Origin of the sequence: Nostoc edaphicum CCNP1411 (assembly GCF_014023275.1) — a bacterium.
In the GTDB taxonomy this organism is placed as follows: Bacteria; Cyanobacteriota; Cyanobacteriia; order Cyanobacteriales; family Nostocaceae; genus Nostoc; species Nostoc edaphicum_A.
The window spans coordinates 4,136,454-4,156,496 of sequence record NZ_CP054698.1 but is presented as its reverse complement, the minus strand read 5'-3'; the positions used below and the strand labels follow the sequence as shown (position 1 = coordinate 4,156,496).

15 protein-coding genes are annotated in these 20,043 nt (G+C 41.4%); 11 read left to right on the top strand and 4 right to left on the bottom strand.

The window, feature by feature from the left end; translation table 11 throughout:
• Window positions 1-658 precede the first annotated feature (658 nt).
• Entirely contained in the window at window positions 659-1,000 is a 342-nt protein-coding gene (locus tag HUN01_RS20010; protein WP_338044490.1) for a hypothetical protein, read from the bottom strand.
• Between the two features lie 1,106 nt (window positions 1,001-2,106).
• Between HUN01_RS20010 and HUN01_RS20005 the strand changes: the two genes are divergently transcribed.
• From HUN01_RS20005 to HUN01_RS19990, 4 genes are all read left to right on the top strand, one after another.
• The gene (locus HUN01_RS20005) at window positions 2,107-2,430 is read left to right on the top strand and encodes a hypothetical protein (protein ID WP_181927663.1); all 324 of its coding nucleotides are present in this window, start codon (window positions 2,107-2,109) and stop codon (window positions 2,428-2,430) included.
• A gap of 312 nt (window positions 2,431-2,742) precedes the next feature.
• Window positions 2,743-3,948 carry an ABC exporter membrane fusion protein gene (locus HUN01_RS20000; RefSeq protein ID WP_181927662.1) on the top strand — a complete coding sequence of 402 codons (1,206 nt, stop codon included), beginning with the start codon at window positions 2,743-2,745 and terminating at the stop codon, window positions 3,946-3,948.
• 145 nt (window positions 3,949-4,093) lie between these two features.
• Entirely contained in the window at window positions 4,094-5,266 is a 1,173-nt protein-coding gene (gene devC, locus HUN01_RS19995; RefSeq protein WP_181927661.1) for an ABC transporter permease DevC, read from the top strand.
• A gap of 23 nt (window positions 5,267-5,289) precedes the next feature.
• The gene (locus HUN01_RS19990) at window positions 5,290-5,982 is read left to right on the top strand and encodes a DevA family ABC transporter ATP-binding protein (protein ID WP_181927660.1); all 693 of its coding nucleotides are present in this window, start codon (window positions 5,290-5,292) and stop codon (window positions 5,980-5,982) included.
• A 450-nt stretch (window positions 5,983-6,432) separates the two neighbouring features.
• Here the strand turns inward: HUN01_RS19990 and HUN01_RS19985 are convergent, their stop codons facing one another.
• A complete protein-coding gene (locus tag HUN01_RS19985; protein WP_181927659.1) occupies window positions 6,433-7,905 on the bottom strand; it encodes a sensor histidine kinase in 1,473 nt (490 codons plus the stop codon).
• A 535-nt stretch (window positions 7,906-8,440) separates the two neighbouring features.
• Between HUN01_RS19985 and HUN01_RS19980 the strand changes: the two genes are divergently transcribed.
• The 3 genes from HUN01_RS19980 to HUN01_RS19970 all read left to right on the top strand — a co-directional run bounded on the left by HUN01_RS19980 (window position 8,441) and on the right by HUN01_RS19970 (window position 12,439).
• Entirely contained in the window at window positions 8,441-9,256 is an 816-nt protein-coding gene (locus HUN01_RS19980; protein ID WP_181927658.1) for an SDR family oxidoreductase, read from the top strand.
• A gap of 438 nt (window positions 9,257-9,694) precedes the next feature.
• Window positions 9,695-11,599 (top strand): molecular chaperone DnaK, encoded by a 1,905-nt coding sequence (gene dnaK, locus HUN01_RS19975; protein WP_069074449.1) that lies wholly within the window; start codon window positions 9,695-9,697, stop codon window positions 11,597-11,599.
• A gap of 192 nt (window positions 11,600-11,791) precedes the next feature.
• Window positions 11,792-12,439, top strand: a complete 648-nt coding sequence (locus HUN01_RS19970) for an acetoacetate decarboxylase family protein (protein WP_181927657.1) — start codon at window positions 11,792-11,794, stop codon at window positions 12,437-12,439.
• Window positions 12,440-12,965: 526 nt separating this feature from the next.
• Here the strand turns inward: HUN01_RS19970 and HUN01_RS19965 are convergent.
• Window positions 12,966-14,846, bottom strand: coding sequence for an ABC transporter ATP-binding protein (locus HUN01_RS19965; protein ID WP_181927656.1), 1,881 nt, complete (start codon window positions 14,844-14,846; stop codon window positions 12,966-12,968).
• Between the two features lie 84 nt (window positions 14,847-14,930).
• On the opposite strand from HUN01_RS19965, the gene HUN01_RS36190 reads away from it, so the two are divergent.
• The 4 genes from HUN01_RS36190 to HUN01_RS19945 all read left to right on the top strand — a co-directional run bounded on the left by HUN01_RS36190 (window position 14,931) and on the right by HUN01_RS19945 (window position 18,570).
• Window positions 14,931-15,080, top strand: a complete 150-nt coding sequence (locus HUN01_RS36190; protein ID WP_181932748.1) for a GNAT family N-acetyltransferase — start codon at window positions 14,931-14,933, stop codon at window positions 15,078-15,080.
• Between the two features lie 248 nt (window positions 15,081-15,328).
• Complete coding sequence (locus HUN01_RS19955; RefSeq protein WP_181927655.1) at window positions 15,329-16,351, top strand: tetratricopeptide repeat protein; 1,023 nt, start codon at window positions 15,329-15,331, stop codon at window positions 16,349-16,351.
• A gap of 133 nt (window positions 16,352-16,484) precedes the next feature.
• On the top strand, window positions 16,485-17,426 hold the full coding sequence (locus tag HUN01_RS19950) for a GNAT family N-acetyltransferase (protein WP_181927654.1): 942 nt from the start codon (window positions 16,485-16,487) through the stop codon (window positions 17,424-17,426).
• Between the two features lie 124 nt (window positions 17,427-17,550).
• A complete protein-coding gene (locus tag HUN01_RS19945) occupies window positions 17,551-18,570 on the top strand; it encodes a zinc-dependent alcohol dehydrogenase family protein (RefSeq protein WP_181927653.1) in 1,020 nt (339 codons plus the stop codon).
• Window positions 18,571-18,626: 56 nt separating this feature from the next.
• Here HUN01_RS19945 and HUN01_RS19940 read toward each other — a convergent pair whose 3' ends face one another.
• On the bottom strand, window positions 18,627-19,898 hold the full coding sequence (locus tag HUN01_RS19940; RefSeq protein ID WP_181927652.1) for a type IV pilus twitching motility protein PilT: 1,272 nt from the start codon (window positions 19,896-19,898) through the stop codon (window positions 18,627-18,629).
• Window positions 19,899-20,043: the final 145 nt, after the last annotated feature.

Sequence of the window (20,043 nt, the reverse complement as noted above, 5' to 3'; positions counted from 1 at the left end):
GGTAGATTCGATCGGCTTTTAGACAGAATTAGGGTTATAGATGATGACTGATATACTTTGAGTTAAATATTCAAGAGTTATAACCCTGAGTGGAAGAGATTGTAATGGCGATATTCTGAAGTCTAAATGTATAATTCCGACTTCTTTGTTGGACTATTTCACGTATCTGAAAATCTCTTTAAATTAGAGATGACTTCAACGTTAAAATATAAATTATTAATCCAGGGCTATTTCGTTCTAGACATAAACTGCCCATAACTCAAGTTTCAGGCTAATAACTATAGTCTGTTTTAACAAACTATAATCTTTTCTCAGCCATCTTTAGACGAATTTTGCTATTAGACTCAGAATTCATTCTGAGGCAGACTAGATGAGAATAAAATAGCCCTGGTTGTTGATCAGTTCTAGCTTGGATAGTTTCATCCAGAAAACTTATCCTACTCCGTGTTATCCTGTCAACCGTTGCTTGTTCTGAATATTAAACTAGTCGCTTCTCCATTTCAATTGATATGCAACTTACATAAGACGAGATAAGTGTTACCACATGAAATATTGTCAAACACAACTTTGTAGGCAACTTCAAATTAACAGTACTATAGTTTTGGTTACACATTTATTAGCTAGCATCAGGTAAGTGAATCAGCATCTAAGCATTAACTTATGCAGAATCTTCGTCTGGATTAGAATTGTTTTCTCCTTTACTTGTTATCGCCTGATGTTGAGCAGCAGCTAATAGCTTTTGTTCAAGTCTACTAATACTAATTCCCAACTCAGAAGCTTTTTTACTTTTCCACTCTTCTAGCTCACAATCATGTTGATTGAGCCATTCACGCACCGCGACGCGGGCCATTTCAGCTTTGCGAAGAGTCTGGCGAGCTGAATGAAAAATCAGTCGCTGGTTATCAAAGCTTGGCAATGAGAGCATGAATCGCTGTAGTTTCATTTTATCTAGGGTCTTTGGAGGGCGATCGCTTTCACTCACATAATTATTAAAACTCATTTCAATTAGTATGTCACATAGTAAAAATACATTTTATAAATTGCATATAAATTGCATATATCTTCGTTTCAATCATTCTCATTGAATTAAGTAAGTCGGTGTAGAATTTTATAACTATGTAACAAAAAGTTAAAGCTGATAGCAAGAGTTAAATTTAATACGTTATATACTGTATTTTCCTATTTCTCTCCTCGCTTTAATTCCATTGATTACGGCATAAGCAAGGTCTAATTCGCTGTCAAATATTGTCCTGATAGTTCATCTTGTTTAAGATGTTGCGACTCCAATTCAATTTTTCGTCATTCACGTAAGACTTCTTTTATAGTTTGAGAAGTCTAGTTAAAGTGAACAGCTATTTTTTCTACGTATCAGGCATGTGAATTTTATCTTCAAATGTTTACTATGCCTAAAGTGATAGAAGAAGGTTAAGTGCTAATAAAAAGCATTAATTGATCAACCAAGTTAGACTGTATGTAATTTATTGGCGTATTAAAAGACACAGGTAATCATCTTCTTACAAAAATTGGGTATCTGTGAATTGCTGCCATAGCTTTTACATCTATCCACAAGTTGATTTATTTGTTTAATAAATTATGCATTAATCAATAAGCTAATTTTTTCAAAAGTTATTAGTGTAAAAAAAATACATTTGCCACAATGTCACAATAGCCACTAGTAGCTATATCTAAGGAATGAAAAACTCTAGTTAACAAAAAATCAATCACAAATCAAAGACTTATTTCAATATGCTGAATAATACAAAGGATATAAAAATGTTAAAAAGTGATAAAGAATTGCAAACATTATTTATGATTTATGCCGAAAATATTACTGGCCATTTATCATCAACAATGTTGCATGTGGGTTGCAATTGAGTATCATTCCGTTTATCGTAAGTGATTAAATGATGTAATTCAATACTGTTTGTTTAAGAATGCCTAGAGATAGATCAATAGGGAGAAGATAAATATAAATTCACCTGATTTGCTGGTTCCTCTATATATTCATAAACGCACAGTATGACAATGCAATTTAATGCGATGACCCGTATTGTATGAAGCGTTCTGCATAATTTTACTGTCACGAAAATATAAGGGCTTGCTGGCATGAGACTATCTGAGCTAGATCCACTCATACCGCTAATTAAGTTAAGAGAAGAACTCCTGAAGTTACCAAAAGGCTACTCGTTTTTTGAAGAGGAACTAGTAGATTTTTTATCCAGACGAAGATGGCCAGAAAGTAATCGCCGCATTGATCGGACAACTTTCTGGCGATGGAGAAATGACAACGGCATTGAGCATCAAAAAGTATTTAGTCGATTGGATATTTTGAAGCTCTGCCAAATTTGCGACCACTATCGCATAGATGGAACTCGCAGCGAATACTTGGCGATCGTTAAAAATAAAAAAGAGGTAGTGCTAAACAAATAGATCTATCTCTGATTAGATGCATAAAGTACTAAATGGCTCTACCGAAAGTTGATTAAGTAGTCATTGGTCATTAGTGCATACCTCGTTCCTTGTGGGTGGAAAAACTTTGTCTTTCATCGGACTAATTCAAATCACCTTCAGGAGTGGGTGTGATTTATCTTGGACTAATAACTAATGATTAGTGACTTTGCACAGGGGTTTGATTCTACTAATAGATTGATGAATCAATACCCTTAGTGTTAGTGATATCTGGCTTCGGAAGATCCCCTCGACCCCCCTTTTGAAGGGGGGCTTCATTCCCTCATTAAAATTATGGTACAAAAACAAAAACAGTCATTTATAAAACCATTCATCAAACCTGTAGGTTGGTGGCCGGTCATGTTAGCAACTACTATGGCTGTAGCGACTGGTGCTGTTACTTTCTATACATTTTCACGATTTCAGTTATCCTCGAAAGTTGAGCCTTTAGCTACCCCAAATAGTTCTCCTAAAATGACTGCTATTGCTGCTTTAGGACGTTTAGAACCTCAAGGAGAAGTTATTCGTCTGTCGGCCCCAGAATCCCAAGGGGGTGTAAGGGTCACAAAACTCATGGTAAATAAAGGAGATAGGGTACGACAGGGGCAAGTAGTTGCAATTCTAGACAGTTATTTTCCTCGTCTTGCAGCCCTAGAAAAAGCCCAGCAACAAGTCCTAGTTGCCCAAGCTAGTCTCAACCAGGTAAAAGCTGGTGCAAAAGCTGGAGATATCTCTGCACAAAAAGCAACCATTGCTCGTTTAGAAGCTGAGTTGCGTGGAGAAACCTCTGCACAACAAGCAACGATCGCTCGTTTAGAGGCTGAGTGGCAAAATGCTGAAAGCGAAAATCAACGATATCAACAGTTATACAAAGACGGAGCGATTTCAGCTTCCGACGCAGATACTAAACGTTTACGAGTAGATACAGTTCAACAGCAACTCAATGAAGCTAGGGCTTCTCTCAATCGCACTGTAGAAAGTCTGCAAAAGCAGTTAACTGAGGCCAAAGCCAGACTCAAAAGTATTGCTGAGATTCGTCCTACCGATATAGCAGCAGCCCAAGCTGATGTTGAAAGTGCAGTAGCCTCAGTTAACCAGGCTAAGGCAGAGTGGGATTTAAGTATTGTGCGATCGCCTATAACCGGGCAAATCATGAAAATTAATGCTTGGCCTGGAGAAGTTATCGGCAATACAGGAATAGCTGATTTAGGTCGTACACAACAGATGTATGTGGTAGCAGAAGTCTATGAAACTGATATTAAAAAAGTGCGTCTCGGTCAGTCTGCCATTATTACTAGCGATGCGTTGCCAGGGAAATTACGAGGGAAAGTCGCAGATATTGGTTTGCAAATTGGCAAACAAAATATCTTTAATAGCAATCCTCAAGCAGATACTGACAACAAAATAGTTGATGTAAAAATTCGTATTGAAGATATGGAAGACAACCAGCAAATCGCTGGTTTTACTGATTTGCAGGTGGAGGTAATGATTGATATTTAATACTTCTCAAGAGAGCTTTTTTAACTCACAAAATATTCCTAAATTGCCTAAGATTAATTTGTAATTAAGACACGCTAAAAAATCTTGATTTAAACAAAGCACTTTCCCTCAATTTAGTCTAATTTCTATCCTTGAGGTTTACCAAATGATTCTCAATATCCCCTTAGCTTGGCTACAATTAGCTCGACAAAAAATTCGCTTTCTTGTAGCTTTAGCTGGAATTGCTTTTGTTGCAGTTCTAATGTTTATGCAAATCGGTTTCCAAGCTGCCCTCTATGATAGTGCTACCCAGTTGCATAAAAATCTAGAAGGGGACTTATTTTTAATTAGTGCCCAGTATAAATCTCTAACATCAAACCAAAGTTTTTTTCGTTCAAATTTATATCAGGTGTTAGGTTTTGATAGTGTAGAATCAGTTAGCCCTTTATATGTACAATTTGCTAAGTTTAAAAACCCTAACAATGGTCTGAAATTTCCACTATATGTGCTTGGCTTTGATCCAGTTAGATCAATTTTTAAGTTTCCAAATATCGAAGAAAAACTCAATCTAATCAGAATCCCTAATATCGTTTTGTTCGACCGCGATTCTCGACCAGAATTTGGTGCGATCGCTAAAGATTTTGAGCAAGGAAAAGATATAAAAGTTGAAATATTTAGCTATACCGGATTAGTTGGTTACAGAGTTAAAATTGGTGGTTTATTTAAACTAGGGCCTTCTTTTGGTGTTGATGGAAATTTAATCGTTAGTTCTTCAACGTTTCTGCGAATATTTCAAGATCGTCCGGTACAAAAGATAGATATAGGATTAATTAAACTAAAACCTGGTGCTAACCCCCAAAAAGTTTTAGCAGATTTATCAGCCAAGTTACCCAAAGATGTAAGAGTTATTACCCGCAAAGACTTTATTGCTTTGGAAAAAGACTATTGGTCTCTTAGAACACCTATTGGGTTCGTATTTAATTTGATGGTTTTAATGGGGTTTGTTGTTGGTGTAATCGTTGTTTATCAAATACTTTATAGTAATATTTCTAGTCATTTAACTGAATATGCAACTTTAAAAGCAATGGGATTCAAAAATAAATATTTATTAAGTGTAGTTTTTCAACAAGCTTTAATTTTAGCATCTCTAGGTTATGTTCCGGGTTTAGCTATATCTATAGCCCTATATGATGTATCAAAAAATGCTACTAAATTACCAGTTATCATGACTACAGATAAAGCCATCTTAGTATTAATCTCAGCTACATTAATGTGTTTAACTTCGGGGTTTTTATCTACAAATAAACTCCGAAATGTAGATCCAGCAGATATTTTCTAGATGAAATCTAGTGTATAAATAAAATGCTTAAACAAAAATTCATTGTCACCATAGAAAATCTTAATCACTACTTCGGGGAGAAAAAAATACGAAGTCAGGTATTATCTGATATTAATTTTAATATCAAGTATGGAGAAATTGTGATTATGACTGGGCCATCAGGTTCAGGAAAAACAACTTTACTGACTTTAATTGGTGGGTTACGTTCTGTCCAAGAAGGAAGTTTGAAATTTATCGGTCAGGAGCTTTATGGAGCTACTAATCAGCAATTAGTTCAAGTACGTCGGCATATTGGCTACATTTTTCAAGCTCACAACTTGCTAGATTTCTTAACAGCGAGACAGAATGTTCAAATGTCACTTGAATTACACAAAAATATTCCTGAATTAGAAGCTCGCAAAAAATCAGAAGCTATACTCGGTGCTGTGAAATTGGAGAATAGAGTAAATTATTATCCGTCTGATCTTTCTGGAGGACAAAAACAACGGGTAGCCATTGCTCGTGCTTTAGTAAGTCATCCCAAATTAGTTTTAGCTGATGAACCGACAGCAGCTTTAGACAGTAAGACAGGACGAGATGTTGTCACCTTGATGCAGCAACTAGCTAAAGAACAGAATTGTGCTATCTTAATGGTCACTCACGACAATAGAATTTTAGATATTGCAGATCGGATAATTCATATGGAAGATGGTTATCTGGTCAAAGAAGTTTCGTGATTGTCCTTAAGGAAACGAAAATCTTAGAGCCTATTTATAAATCAAGACGGTTCAGTTAAGGGCTAATTGTACAAAATTGTGGGTTCTTGAGACGCGATAAATCGCCGACAGACGCGATAAATCGCCGTCTCTACAAGTGTTTTGGTCTTATCTGAACTGTATTGATCTATTAGAGTCACACAAATTAGGACGGTGTTGATTCCTCAAAGTCTTGAAATAACTGGGTTTTTACTTAGCACTGGCTCAACGCCCCGCTATCCATGTTATCCATGTACAGCACTCAGCACTTAGCTATATATTTAAGTATTTTGATGCAGATATGATATGCCTCCTAACTGTTGACCTTTTTTTTAATTGATTTCAGTGGGGGGTTCAAGCCCCGACTGATTGCAATTTTTAATTAATAATTTTTAATTTTTAATTGGAGCGAAGCGACTTTACTCCTGGTTTCTATTTATTGCTAACTTCTAAAGGCAAGAAAATCGTCAAAACTTCCCCATAGTGTGGACGCTGGCGTACAATCAATTTGCCACCGATCGCCTGGAATAAATGTTTGGTTGCGGCGATATTCAAACTAATCGTACCCGTTTCTGGTTGGAACATCAGCAGTTGACCAAGGGCTTTGCGAATTGGTGGTGTTGCAGGTGTGGCGGCTTTATTGGAATCTTTGCACCCAAATTGGGGCGATAATTGTAACTTCAGTTGATCTCCAGCCGGGATAACTTGTACTTGAATATGGCTACCAGAGGGTAAGCTGCGAGTGAAATTCTCTATTAGACCAGTGAGTACCTGATCTAGCATCATGGGATTGCTAACCACTGTTGGTAATTGCTGGGGTAAAACAACATTTAAAGTTAAGTTCCGCCGATGTGCTGCTTGTTCCCAACGGGGAATACTTTGCTGCAACACTTGATCTAAAGACATCGGCGTAAGTTGAGTTTTTGAGGATTTTGCTGAGGTAGTAGTTTCCAGTTCTGCTGCCTTAAACAGCAACTCCATGCGGTCAATTTGCTCGGTACACTCGTGATCGATAATTTTTAAGCGATTGATCACGCTAGCATCTAAGTCTCGCCGTTTCAGCAGCAGACGAGTCATAGTGCGAATCGTGGTTAAAGGTGTGCGGACTTCGTGAGCGAAGGCTTGGAGCAATTCTACATCAGGATTTGGGGATTGGGCAGTGGGGATTGGGCATTGGGGATTGGGGATTGGGCATGGGTTATTCTCCTTGTCTCCAGTTCCTAGTAAAGAGTCTCTAGTCTCTTCTGGTTCTGTTACTTCTTGAAGCAACAACTGGCTAAACTCAATCATCATGCGGTAGTCTGGTGCTACCGGGGAATACTGTTCTACCAATGCATCCAGGCGGGCAAAGAACTCTGGATTAGCTAGCATTACCCTTGCGCCTAGCGATCGCCAAGCTTGCTGTACTACATCTGGCTCAAAAGAAAATGAAAAGGTTTTTTTACCGTTTTTGTGGGTTGCTAAAACCAGCACTAATCTAAATTTATCCGTAAAAACTAAGCAAAACTGTTCAGCACCTAGTGGATCGGCAGGTAGTAAGGGAAGTACCGATTCATGAGGAGGAATTTCTTCATTTACAGATTCGTTGGCGTAGTCCAACCCAGGCATCGCACATGGCATCTGAAATGGCATCAGCGCCAAGGGGTTAAATGGTTTTGCCGTAAAAGTTACTGTTTCTAAGCTTTGAGTCAGTTTTGGCTGACTAAATAAGGGTGCAGGTGCAGCTAAAACTAATCCTTGGGTTGTGTTAACCGAGGCAGTTGCTAAAGTCTTTAATAGCAAATGTTCCGTCGCTGCTAGGCTGACACGCCACTGCCGCTCTGCTTTGGCAGGTGAACATTCAGCTATACTTGATTGATTTTCAGCCAAGATTTCGCTCAGGCTTGGCAATATCCATTTGTACACAGGCTTTTACCCCTTAATTCAAGAGCGACTAACAGCGTCTAGGGTAGACATTTCACTACTACCTAAGAGGTTATAGCCATTTGTGTACTGGTGACAGTGGTAGAACCGAACAATTCGGGCGCAATTTCCGCTATTTGGCGGATGTCTACGACGGGCTATTCGGCGTCGCAGCTATGGGCTGAAAAACGCTGAGGCTGATTTTGACCGATAAGAATTGCGATCGCAGCTATGGGAACTTCAAAAAATAAATTATCCAATAGACATCTCCAAAAATGATGTAGGGACAATTCATAAATTGTCCCTACCAAGGCTTTCGAGCAACGCAGAATTAATTTTCACCAGATGTCTAATTTCATTCGTTCAAAATGACTTTCCCTCCCCCTGCTCCCTGCTCCCTCCCCCTGCTCCCCTGCCCTCAAAGTAATTGGATATTTTTTTATTGGAAGTCCTATTTCGGCGATGTACGTAGGGGTAGCCGATCATCGACATTGCATTTTTTGAGTAGATTAACAATAGACTATCTTAAAAGCACTTTATGACTTCTTTTGATTCAGTTGAAGATTTGGTACTAGTTGCTGGTGCTACTGGTGGAGTAGGGCAACTGGTGGTAGGCAAGTTACTAGAAAAGGGCGTGAAAGTTCGTGTACTGACACGCAATGCCGCCAAAGCTGAAGAGATGTTTAACCAAAGAGTGGAAATTGCCGTTGGTGACATCCGCCAGCCAGCTACACTGCCAGCCGCAATGCCAGATGTCACCCACATCATAAATTGTACCGGAACCACTGCCTTTCCCTCTGAGCGATGGGAATTTGAGCAATCCCCGAACTTGCTTGAATGGGGCATCACTTTCCTTAACCCCAAATCTAGTCAAGCAAAAGCAAAGAATAGTCCAGAAAAGGTCGATGCTCAAGGTGTAAGCAACCTAGTAGCAGCAGCACCCCGAAATTTGCAGCGATTCGTTTTCGTCTCTTCTTGTGGAATTCTCCGTAAAAATCAGTTTCCTTTTAGTATTCTTAATGCTTTTGGTGTGTTAGATGCCAAACAAAAGGGTGAAGAGTCCATTATTAATTCAGGATTACCCTACACTATTATCCGCCCAGGACGCCTCATTGACGGCCCCTATACCTCATACGACCTCAACACCCTCCTCAAGGCAAAAACTGGGGGTAAATACGGAGTGGTCATAGGTACTGGGGATACACTTGCGGGTGATACCAGCCGGATTGATGTAGCAAATGCTTGTGTGGAATGCCTTTTTTACCCAACTAGTTCTAGGAAAATTTTTGAAATAGTCAACCAAGGACAAAGACCACCTGTAATTGATTGGGAAACTCTTTTTTCTTTACTCTGAGTAACTGCTAAGTGCTGAGTGTCATATTTTATTCAATGCCCCATGCCCCATGTTCCATGCCCAATCCTCAGTGTTTCTGTAGTTTGTTGCCTCTAAAGACGGCAAACACCACTCGGACGTTACGGTTCACCCTAATTGCTGAAAGTATTAATTCTCATACATTAGACAGAGTGAAGACAAATAAATCCATGAACCAACTAAAAACACAATTTAGTTAGTTTAACCGTCCTAAGCAAGGTTCGGGAAACCACCCTTCATGGACTGGCTACCACTAAGGTTCAGTATATATATCAGCATTAGTCTGGAGTTTTAACCCCAGGAAGGCCGAATCAAAGGTATTCATGCTGAACTGGCTGATTTCTTGACCCTGTTGGTTGAAAATTTAGTGCTTTATATTCTCATTCATTCATTTGTAGTTATACGGAGCCAGCACCTAAAATGGCAAAAGTAGTTGGAATTGACTTAGGAACAACGAACTCCTGCGTGGCAGTGATGGAAGGTGGTAAACCCACAGTAATTGCTAATGCTGAAGGTTTTCGGACAACACCCTCAGTAGTGGCATTTGCTAAAAATGGCGATAACTTGGTTGGTCAAATCGCCAAACGCCAAGCGGTGATGAACACAGAAAATACGTTTTACTCAGTCAAACGCTTCATCGGACGCCGCTACGACGAAGTGAGTAACGAAGCTACGGAAGTTTCTTACAAAGTCCTCAGCAATAACGGCAATGTCAAATTAGATTGTCCAATCGCTGGTAAAGCATTTGCTCCTGAAGAAATTTCTGCAAAAGTTCTTCGCAAACTAGTTGAAGATGCCAGCAAATACTTGGGCGAAACCGTAACCCAAGCTGTAATCACCGTTCCGGCATACTTCAACGACTCCCAACGGCAAGCGACAAAAGACGCTGGTAAAATTGCCGGGATTGAAGTTCTACGGATTATCAACGAGCCTACAGCTGCATCTTTGGCTTATGGGTTTGACAAGAAGAGTAACGAAACCATTCTCGTGTTTGACTTGGGTGGTGGTACCTTCGACGTATCCGTACTGGAAGTAGGAGATGGAGTTTTTGAAGTACTAGCCACATCTGGTGATACCCACCTTGGCGGTGATGACTTCGACAAGAAAATAGTTGACTTCTTAGCTGATAAGTTCAAGAAAGCCGAAGGTATTGACCTCCGGAAAGACAAACAAGCTTTACAACGTCTGACTGAAGCCGCAGAAAAAGCCAAAATTGAGCTTTCTAGCGTCACCCAAGCAGAAATTAACCTGCCATTTATCACCGCAACCCAGGATGGCCCCAAGCACCTGGATACAACCCTGACTCGCGCTCAGTTTGAAGAACTTTGCTCTGACTTAATCGACCGTTGTCGTGTTCCTGTGGAAAACGCCCTTCGGGATGCCAAGTTAAACAAAGGCGATATTGATGAAGTGGTATTAGTTGGTGGTTCTACCCGCATTCCTGCTGTACAGCAGATTGTGAAGCAGGTATTGGGTAAAGACCCCAACCAAAGCGTGAACCCTGATGAAGTCGTAGCAGTTGGTGCAGCTATTCAAGCCGGGGTACTGGCTGGTGATGTAACGGGCATCTTGCTGTTAGACGTGACACCGCTATCTTTGGGTGTGGAAACATTGGGCGGCGTGATGACCAAAATTATCCCTCGCAACACCACAATTCCCACCAAAAAATCCGAAGTTTTCTCCACCGCTGTAGATGGTCAAACCAACGTAGAAATTCACGTCCTTCAAGGTGAACGCGAATTCTCTAACGATAATAAGAGCTTGGGAACCTTCCGCCTTGATGGTATTCCTCCTGCACCACGTGGCGTCCCTCAAATTGAAGTGGTCTTCGATATTGACGCTAATGGTATCCTTAACGTCACTGCTAAGGACAAAGGCACTGGTAAAGAACAGTCCATCAGCATAACTGGCGCTTCCACCCTGGATAAAAATGACGTTGACCGGATGGTGAGAGAAGCTGAACAGAACGCTTCATCTGACAAAGAACGGCGTGAAAAGATTGAACGCAAGAACCAAGCCGATTCTTTGGCATACCAAGCTGAAAAGCAGTTACAAGAATTGGGCGATAAAGTTCCCGATGCTGACAAGACCAAAGTCGAAGGTTTAGTGAAAGAACTGCGGGAAGCAGTTGCGAAAGAAGACGATGAGCAAATCAAGAAGCTGACTCCAGAATTGCAACAAGCGCTATTCGCTGTTGGTAGCAACATCTATCAACAAGCTGGTGGCGGTGCTGCACCTGGTGCTGAACCTCAAGATAGCGGTTCTACATCTAGCTCTGGTAGCGGCGATGATGTGATTGACGCTGATTTTACAGAGAGCAAATAATTCCCTTACTTCTTTTGGGAAGATGATCTTGTTCCACCTCATATTACCCACTCAGGCAAATCCCTGAGTGGGGATTTTTTTTAAAGGATGTTAGGAGAGACGCGATAAATCGCGTCTGTACAAGAATGGAGAGACGCGATAAATCGCGTCTGTACAAGAATTAGGAGTTATATAAAGTCTGGTTAATCCCTTATGCCATATCCACAAGCACCTTGGACACTTCATGGTTATGCTATCCAAACTCTGCATTTGGTAAATATTGACCAAGTGCGCCCTTTGATTCCCTTAGAGTTAGAAATTATTTCTGTATGGCCTGGTAAAACCCTTGCTAGCGTGTATTTATCTAATTACGGGTCAGGCTCGGTACTGGAGTATAGTGAGTTAATTGTTGTCCCAGCTTTGGTTAATTACCAGAGAAAAATCGGCGCTTGGATTTCTCACATTTATGTAGATAATGCTGATTCGGTGGCTGGTGGTCGAGAAATTTGGGGACTACCAAAGGAACTAGCTGAGTTTACCTGGGAACAAGGAAAGTATGTTAATGTGCATCAGGAAAACCGGAAGCTGTGTAGTCTTAAGTACAATCAACAAAGCTTGGCATGGAGACAGAGGTTAAGTGTCTCTAGTTTCAGCGCCAAGGATGCTGATTTGCTGATATTCCCTGCTGAATTTGAGTCTGTGTTGGGCTTAATTGGTTCTAAGTTAGAAATCCCCGCCGAAAGTTCTTTTTCTGGAATGGGTTTAGGTCAGCCTTGGTTAACTGTGCGTTGTGAGCAGATGAGTTTGCAGGTTGATGCGCCAAAAGTGGTAGGTCAATCAATTTTGGATTTTAGATTTTAGATTTTAGATTAACCCATACCTAAAGGTAGTTGCTCTGTAACCAGCGTTAAATTTGACAGGAAGGCAATGTCTGATTTCAAGTTGCTTTTAATATATTCAGGGCATAATCCGGAATGCGGCACTTTTATTTTGTAGCTATATCTATACCTAAAAAAGCAAACATAAAGTGATCGCTTGAAACTATAAGAGATAGATTAGATGGTTTATCTCGTGCAATATTTAGTAATTTTTTAAATTTAAATGTTGACTTAATTAGCAAGCTTGAGAAAACGACACAATTAACAAATTTCCCCTACTGTTAATCAACAGTAGGGTTTTTTATTGGAAATAACAAGATTTCTGAATTTTCTAATAAATTGATAATCTCATCTCAAACTTGGGATGATTCTGAAAATGTAAGAATTCAGCACCCAGAAGTCAGAAGTCAGAATTTAAATGGAATGCAGCATGATCATTACATTTATGTATCAAATTTTCTCCTAATTATTTAACTATTCTGACTCCTAAATTCTTACCTGAAAATATACTAACTTCCCAACATCTGCAAGTTATGCAAAGTGGCATAAAGCCCTCCTTCTTGCAGTAATTGATCATGACTTCCCTGTTCGATTAATTCGCCACGCTTCAGAACAAAAATCCGGTCTACATTCCGAATCGTAGACAAGCGGTGAGCGATAATAATGGCGGTACGTCTAAGCAAAAGCTGGTTTAATGCCTCTTGAACTAAAGCTTCTGTGCCAACATCCAAGCTAGCGGTAGCCTCATCTAGTACCAAAATTTGGGGATTGCGAATGGCAGCCCGTGCGAAGGCTAAAAGTTGCTTTTGACCACTAGAAATATTTGTACCCCGTTCTCGAAGTTGAGTATCATAGCCTTGGGGTAGTTCTTCTATAAACTGGGCGATGTTGGTTTCTTCTGCTGCTTGTTGAATCTGTTCAATGGTATAGCCATCTCCTAAAGAAATGTTGCTTTTAACATCGCCGGCAAATAAAAAGCCTTCTTGTAAAATTACTGCCATGTAGCGCCGCAGTTCTGCTTGTGGCACTTCCCGAATATCGACGCCATCAATGAGAATGCGTCCTTGGGTGGGTTCGTAGAGGCGGCACAAAAGTCGGATAATAGAAGTTTTACCCGCACCTGTAGGGCCGACTAATGCCACTCTTTCACCAGGATTAATGGTGAAATCTAAGTCTTTAATTACGTAATCATCATTTTTGTAAGCAAACCAGACGTGATCGAAGCGAATTTCTCCCAGTTCTGGGGGGGAAGTGAGGTCTGGGGATTCGAGATTGGCAACGATTTCGTCTATGTAGCCAAATTTTGCATCAAATATTGAGAAGCGGACATTGGCGCGATCGCGGATTTCTATCGGTTCATCTAATATATCTCCTACGCGTTCAATGGCAGTAAAACCAGCTTGAATTACTGTAAATTTTTCCGCAAAATCCCTTAAAGGGTCAAATAATCGCTGGGCATACAAGATAAATGCAGATAAAATCCCAAAAGTCAACCTTTCTCCCAAGAGTAACCAACCACCCATCAACAAAACACCTGCGATCGCAATCAGTCCAATCCATTCCAAGGTTGCTGAAATAAATGAATCATAAAAGATGGTTTGATCCATTTGCTGAGTGTAGCGGCTGTTTGTGGCGCGAAACAATTCGGCATTAAATTTTTCCCTGCGAAACAGCTGCACTACGTTAATGCCAACCACATTTTCTTGTAACTGTGAGTTCAATATAGAAAGTTCTTCCCGCCCTTTGTAATTGGCTTTGCGGTACTGTTGCTGAATGTAAACAATCACCCAGGTAACTGGTAACAGCATCAATAGCAGCAAGCAGGTAAGTTGCCATTGGATGGAAAACATTAAACCCAAAATCACCAGCATGGAAAACAAATTGGATACAATGCCAATTGCCCCAGTAGAAAAGACATCGCCTAACACTTCCACGTCGCTGGTGATTCTGGTGATTAATTTACCTACGGGCGTGCGGTCAAAAAAGCGTACTGCTAGAGATGTGACGTGCTGGAATAAGTCTTGGCGAATTGCTGCGGTGATTTGTTGCCCTAGCTTCTGTACTATGTAACCCTGATAGCCTGTCAAAATCAATCGGATTGCGATCGCAATTACCAATAATCCCTCCAGGATATTTAGACCTTGAGATAAGGGGCGATTCCTGAGAAATTCGTAAGTGCTAGGTTCATTGCGAATCAGAGAGATTACTTGGCCAATCAACAGCGGTTGTATGGCATTAGCTAGCGCGATCGGTACGAGTAAGCACATCGACAGCGCCAATAGTCGTCCACTACGACGGGCATAGGGCACTAAACGCAAAAACAACCGCCAGTCATTCTCACGCCGTCGGTCTTGGGTATAAGATTTTTTGAGAGATTGGTAGATGCTCATAGTAAGAGCATTATATTTAATGTTTGGAAAAAAACACGCTTGTTTAAAGTAGTGTTTGTCTTCCTACCCTGATACCATGCTGAGATAAAAACCGCAAGACTGCTACTAAGACCCTATACTCCTCAAGATTTAGATGAACTAGCTTCCATTTTGAGTAACCCAGCAGTTATGAGGTATTCACTTAGAGGGCCTATACCTAAAGATCAGGTCAAAGAAGCCCTGTACAAGTATTAAACCGGAAAGCCTACCATTCACAATTAGAATCTAAATATTTTGTAGGAACGTATAGTTGCACGCTCTTACTAGATTATTTGTATTAATTGCTTCATATATATCTTTGTAAGTATGGAATAATACCATATTTCTCTGTTTACGTCTTATATCTAAAGGTAGAAGATAAAGGTTAAAATTTGGGAAACCTAAGAGAGGTTCATTCCTAAAAGATATCCTGCCTATTTATCGCAGAGTGCAACTGAGGTCAGATGACGCAACCTTTAAATCAAGTCAAAGAGTGGGAACAACGTCGTGATGAAGCAAACCGCTACTATCAGCGGGGGAAATTTCAAGAGTATCTCGACCTGGCAACCAAGAATTTACACTTGGCTAGAGCAATTCCAGACAGGGCCAGAGAAGGTTATACATTAAACGACCTTGGTTTAGCCCACCTCAGTTGCTGGCAACCTCAAAGAGCATTAGAGCGCTTTCATCAGGCGCTTTCGGTTGCTAATGAAATTGGCAACGCGCCAGCACAAGCAACTGCACTTAGCAATTTGGGTTCTACCTACAGCCGTCTTGGACGCTTTTCGCAAGCGTTGGAACATTTTGACAAATCACTACCAATCTTTAGGCGATTGCAAGATGCTCAAGGAGAAATTTCTACTCTCAATGATGTGGCGCTAATTTATACGCGGTTGGGAGAACCGAAAGGGGCACTGTTGCTACAACATCAAATTTTGAGGATGCGGCGATTGTTAGGTGACTTTTCTGGTGAGGCAACAACCCTAAATGGCATTGGGTTTGCTTACAATGTCTTAGGCAAGTTTGAGCAAGCACTAGAATTTTTTGAAGCAGCACTTCCAATTCAACGAGCTGTCAAGAATTTGCTTGGAGAAGCAACCACCTTAAACAACATTGCTTCTATTTATCATGATTTAGGAAAACCCAAACAAGCGCTGTTGCTTTATTATCAAGTTCTTTTGACACGTCAGGCAATTAGCGATCGCGCAGGCGAGGCAACAACCCTGCACAACATTGGTTTTACCTACAGTTCCCTGGCACAGCACCGGCAAGCCATGAAGTTCTACAAACAAGCCATGACAATTTATCAACAACTGGGTGATTCTCTTGGGGAAATTTCAACCTTGCTGAATATGGGAACCCTCTACGCCACAACCAAACGCAAAAAGTTGGCGCGATCGTGCTACCAAAATGCCCAGGAGTTAGCAGAGCAAATCGAACATCAGCCACTCCTGGAAAAAGTGCAGCAGTTCATAGATTCTCTTTAGCTTTACAAGGGCGGTTAAAAACCGCCCTTTTAACTTCAAATTAACCTGCGTGTCCCCGCGTCCTAAAAAGTTTGCAACTTGGCATAACTCTAAGTAATAGGATAGAACCTAGCGCTCTCAACACAACAAAGAGATGAACGTTTCTATCCGATTACTCCAAGAGAATGAGTTAGCTGCGGCTGACCATATTTTTCGGCTGGCCTTTGGCACTTTGTTAGGACTACCTGAACCAACCGAGTTTTATGGGGATGCTGCTTACATCCACCATCGCTGGAAAACTGATCCGAATAGGGCATTTGCTGCTGAGGTAGACGGAAAATTAATCGGGTCTAACTTGGTGGTGAATTGGGGGAGCTTTGGCTATTTTGGGCCGTTAAGCGTTCATCCTGACTTTTGGAACCAAGGAGTCGGTCAACGTCTGGTTGAAGCTGCCACAAATTGCTTTGACCAGTGGAATACTCCAATGACAGGACTGTTTACTTTTGCTCAAAGTCCTAAGCATCACGTACTATATCAAAAATTTGGCTTCCGTCTGCGTTTTCTCACTGCGATTTTGGCAAAGCAAGTACAGCAATTACAGCCAATACCTCAAGGAACTAGATACTCACAGATGAGTGAGGATGAACGTATCCAAAGTCTGAAAGCAATTGATCAACTCACTAATTCTATTTATGAAGGACTAGATTTATCACAGGAAGTTCTCACCGTTCAGGCTCAAGAACTGGGTGATACGGTGTTGTTATGGGATGATGCAAGCTTGGCAGGATTTGCAGTTTGTCACTATGGGGCGGGTACTGAGGCAGGTAGTAATACTTGCTTTGTCCGATTTGGGGCAGTATATTCTGGCAACGATGCAGGGCAACGTTTTGAGCAGTTATTAGATTTGTGTGAAGCATTGACTGCGGCTCAAAAAATGTCACGTTTAATAGCTGGGGTCAATACGAGTCGAGACGAAGCCTACCGCAGAATGCTTGCTCGTGGTTTTCGCAGTGAAATCATCGGAGTTGCAATGCATAGACCGAATGAAGCGGGATTCAATCGCCCAGATGTTTTTGCCTTGGATGATTGGCGATAGCTTAGGAGGCAGGAGGCAGGGGGCAGGGGGCAGAGGGGCAGAAGTGTAATTCCTCGCACTGCCAATGCGAATACAGATATGTTAGGGGACTCCTTACTGTTTGAGCTATTGACAAATAAATTCTATGAAAGCTTACGAAATTCAAAGCAACGCCGGGATTGATGCCCTTGCATTAGTCGATCGCCCTGAACTAAAACCCGCAGCGGGAAAAGTTTTCATTCAAGTCAAAGCAATATCCTTAAATTACCGCGATTTACTTGTCATTGAAGGAGCTTACGGTGCTGGACAGAAATATCCGTTAATTCCCGTATCTGACGGTGCAGGAGAAGTTGTGGCGGTAGGGGAAGGTGTGACACGGGTCAAAATAGGCGATCGCGTAGCGGGTACTTTCTTCCAAGACTGGATTTATGGCTCTTTAACCAAAGAGAAAATGAAATCTGATCTCGGAGGCGGTATTGATGGAATGCTGGCTGAGTATGTCGTATTACACCAAGATGGTTTGGTGATATTACCAGACTATTTATCCTACATTGAAGGTGCAACTTTGCCCTGTGCAGCAGTCACAGCTTGGCATGGAATGGTGACAAAAGGCAATATTCGCGCGGGTGATAGTATTTTATTACTCGGTACTGGAGGAGTTTCAATTTTTGCTCTCCAGTTTGCCAAGATACATGGTGCTAGAGCGATTATTACTTCCAGCAGTGATGAAAAATTGGCGCGAGCGAAACAGCTTGGTGCTGATGAGACAATCAACTATAAAACAACACCCGATTGGGAAAAGCAAGTTTACCAATTGACTAATCGCACGGGTGTAGATCATGTAGTTGAGGTAGGCGGTGCAGGTACTCTGCCAAAATCGCTACAAGCAGTCCGCATCGGAGGACGTATTAGCTTGATTGGCGTATTGTCAGACAGAGGAAGTGAGATTGACCCCATGCCAATACTTTTTAAGAGTTTAACCGTTCAGGGAATTTATGTTGGCAGCCGGGAAATGTTTGAGGCGATGAATCAGGTGATGCAACAGCATCAAATCAAACCGATTATTGATCGAGTTTTCCCCTTCACTGAAGCACGAGAGGCTTATCATTACCTCAAAAGTGCAGCTCACTTCGGTAAAGTGGTGATCAGCCTAATTCATAACTAACTCGTTCCCAGCTGATGACTGAGAACGAGACAATCCCTAATCTCCAATGCCCAATCTTAAACCCGACCTCGGAGAAACTGCGCCATTTCGTTAGGAGTTGGCGACATTTCTAAAGCAGTTTCTTCAGTAATGCGACCATCTTGATAGAGATTGAGCAACGACTGATTCATCGTAATCATGCCGTCAAAACTAGCTTGTTTCATCAACTCGCCAATTTCATCATATTTACCATCTTTGATCCATTCTTTAATCGCCTCAGTATTGATCAGCACATCGTGGAAAGCAGCCCGCTTACCGTCAGTTGTGCGACACAAGCCTTGAGCAATTACTGCCACTAAAGACTCCGAAACTGCCACCCGCATTGCATCCTGTTCGTCACCAGAGTAGAGATTGAGAATCCGCTCAATGGTTTTGACAGCGCTATTAGTGTGCAGAGTTCCCATGACTAAGTGACCTGTCTGAGCGGCTTTTAGGGCGGTGTTAACTGTTTCTTTATCCCGCATTTCCCCCACCAGAATCAAATCTGGGTCTTCCCGCAAAGCTGCTTTCAAAGCATTGTCAAATTTGCGGGTATGCATTCCCACTTCCCGCTGTTTGACTAAAGACTTGCGGCTTTGATGGACAAATTCTATCGGGTCTTCAATGGTGATAATATGCTTGGCCATCTCCTTATTGATGTAGTCAACCATCGCTGCCATTGTGGTGGATTTACCAGAACCAGTGGGCCCAGTCACCAAAATTAAACCTTTGTGGTGATGACAAATATCCCGAAAAACTGGCGGTAAATTCAACTGTTCCATAGTTAAAATTTTCAGTGGAATCAACCGCAACACCATTGCAGCCCCTTTGAGGGAGCCAAAAACATTAATCCGCACACGAGCAAAATCATATTGAGTTGCTCCGTCAAATTCTAAATGTTCTTCAAAGCGCTGAATTTCCCCTTCACTCATCACCTCCCGCAACCAATTCATAAAAGCTTCTTTATCTGTTTCTGGATAATCCGTTGATTGAATTTCTCCTCGGCTGCGGAAGCGGGGTACTTCACCTACACCCAAGTGCAAGTCAGAATATCCCTGATCGTAAGCTTCTCTGATTAACTTCGCTAAAGTGAGTTGTGGAACGCTATTTTGAGGACGGGCTGAAGTCGGTATTGGCGGTGGACTACCCGGACGATGACCTGCGACAGGAGGAATGGTTGACATATCCAATGTTTGTGTCATCTGCCGCTGTGTACTAAAGGTTGGCGTTGGGGGTGGTGGCGGCGGCATTGGTGGCACGTTACGTCCGGCAGCAGAGTTAGAATTTAATGGAGACTGTGATTCTGTCATATATCTTCACATTTGGCAGTTAAAAAGTTGAATTAATGAAAAGTCAAGTCACTTACTTCGATGACTTTTGGAGAATGCTTGTCTGTCAGCACTAGCTGCGATGGGAGGCGATTGAAAGTCTAGAACGACGATTAATGCATTTCAT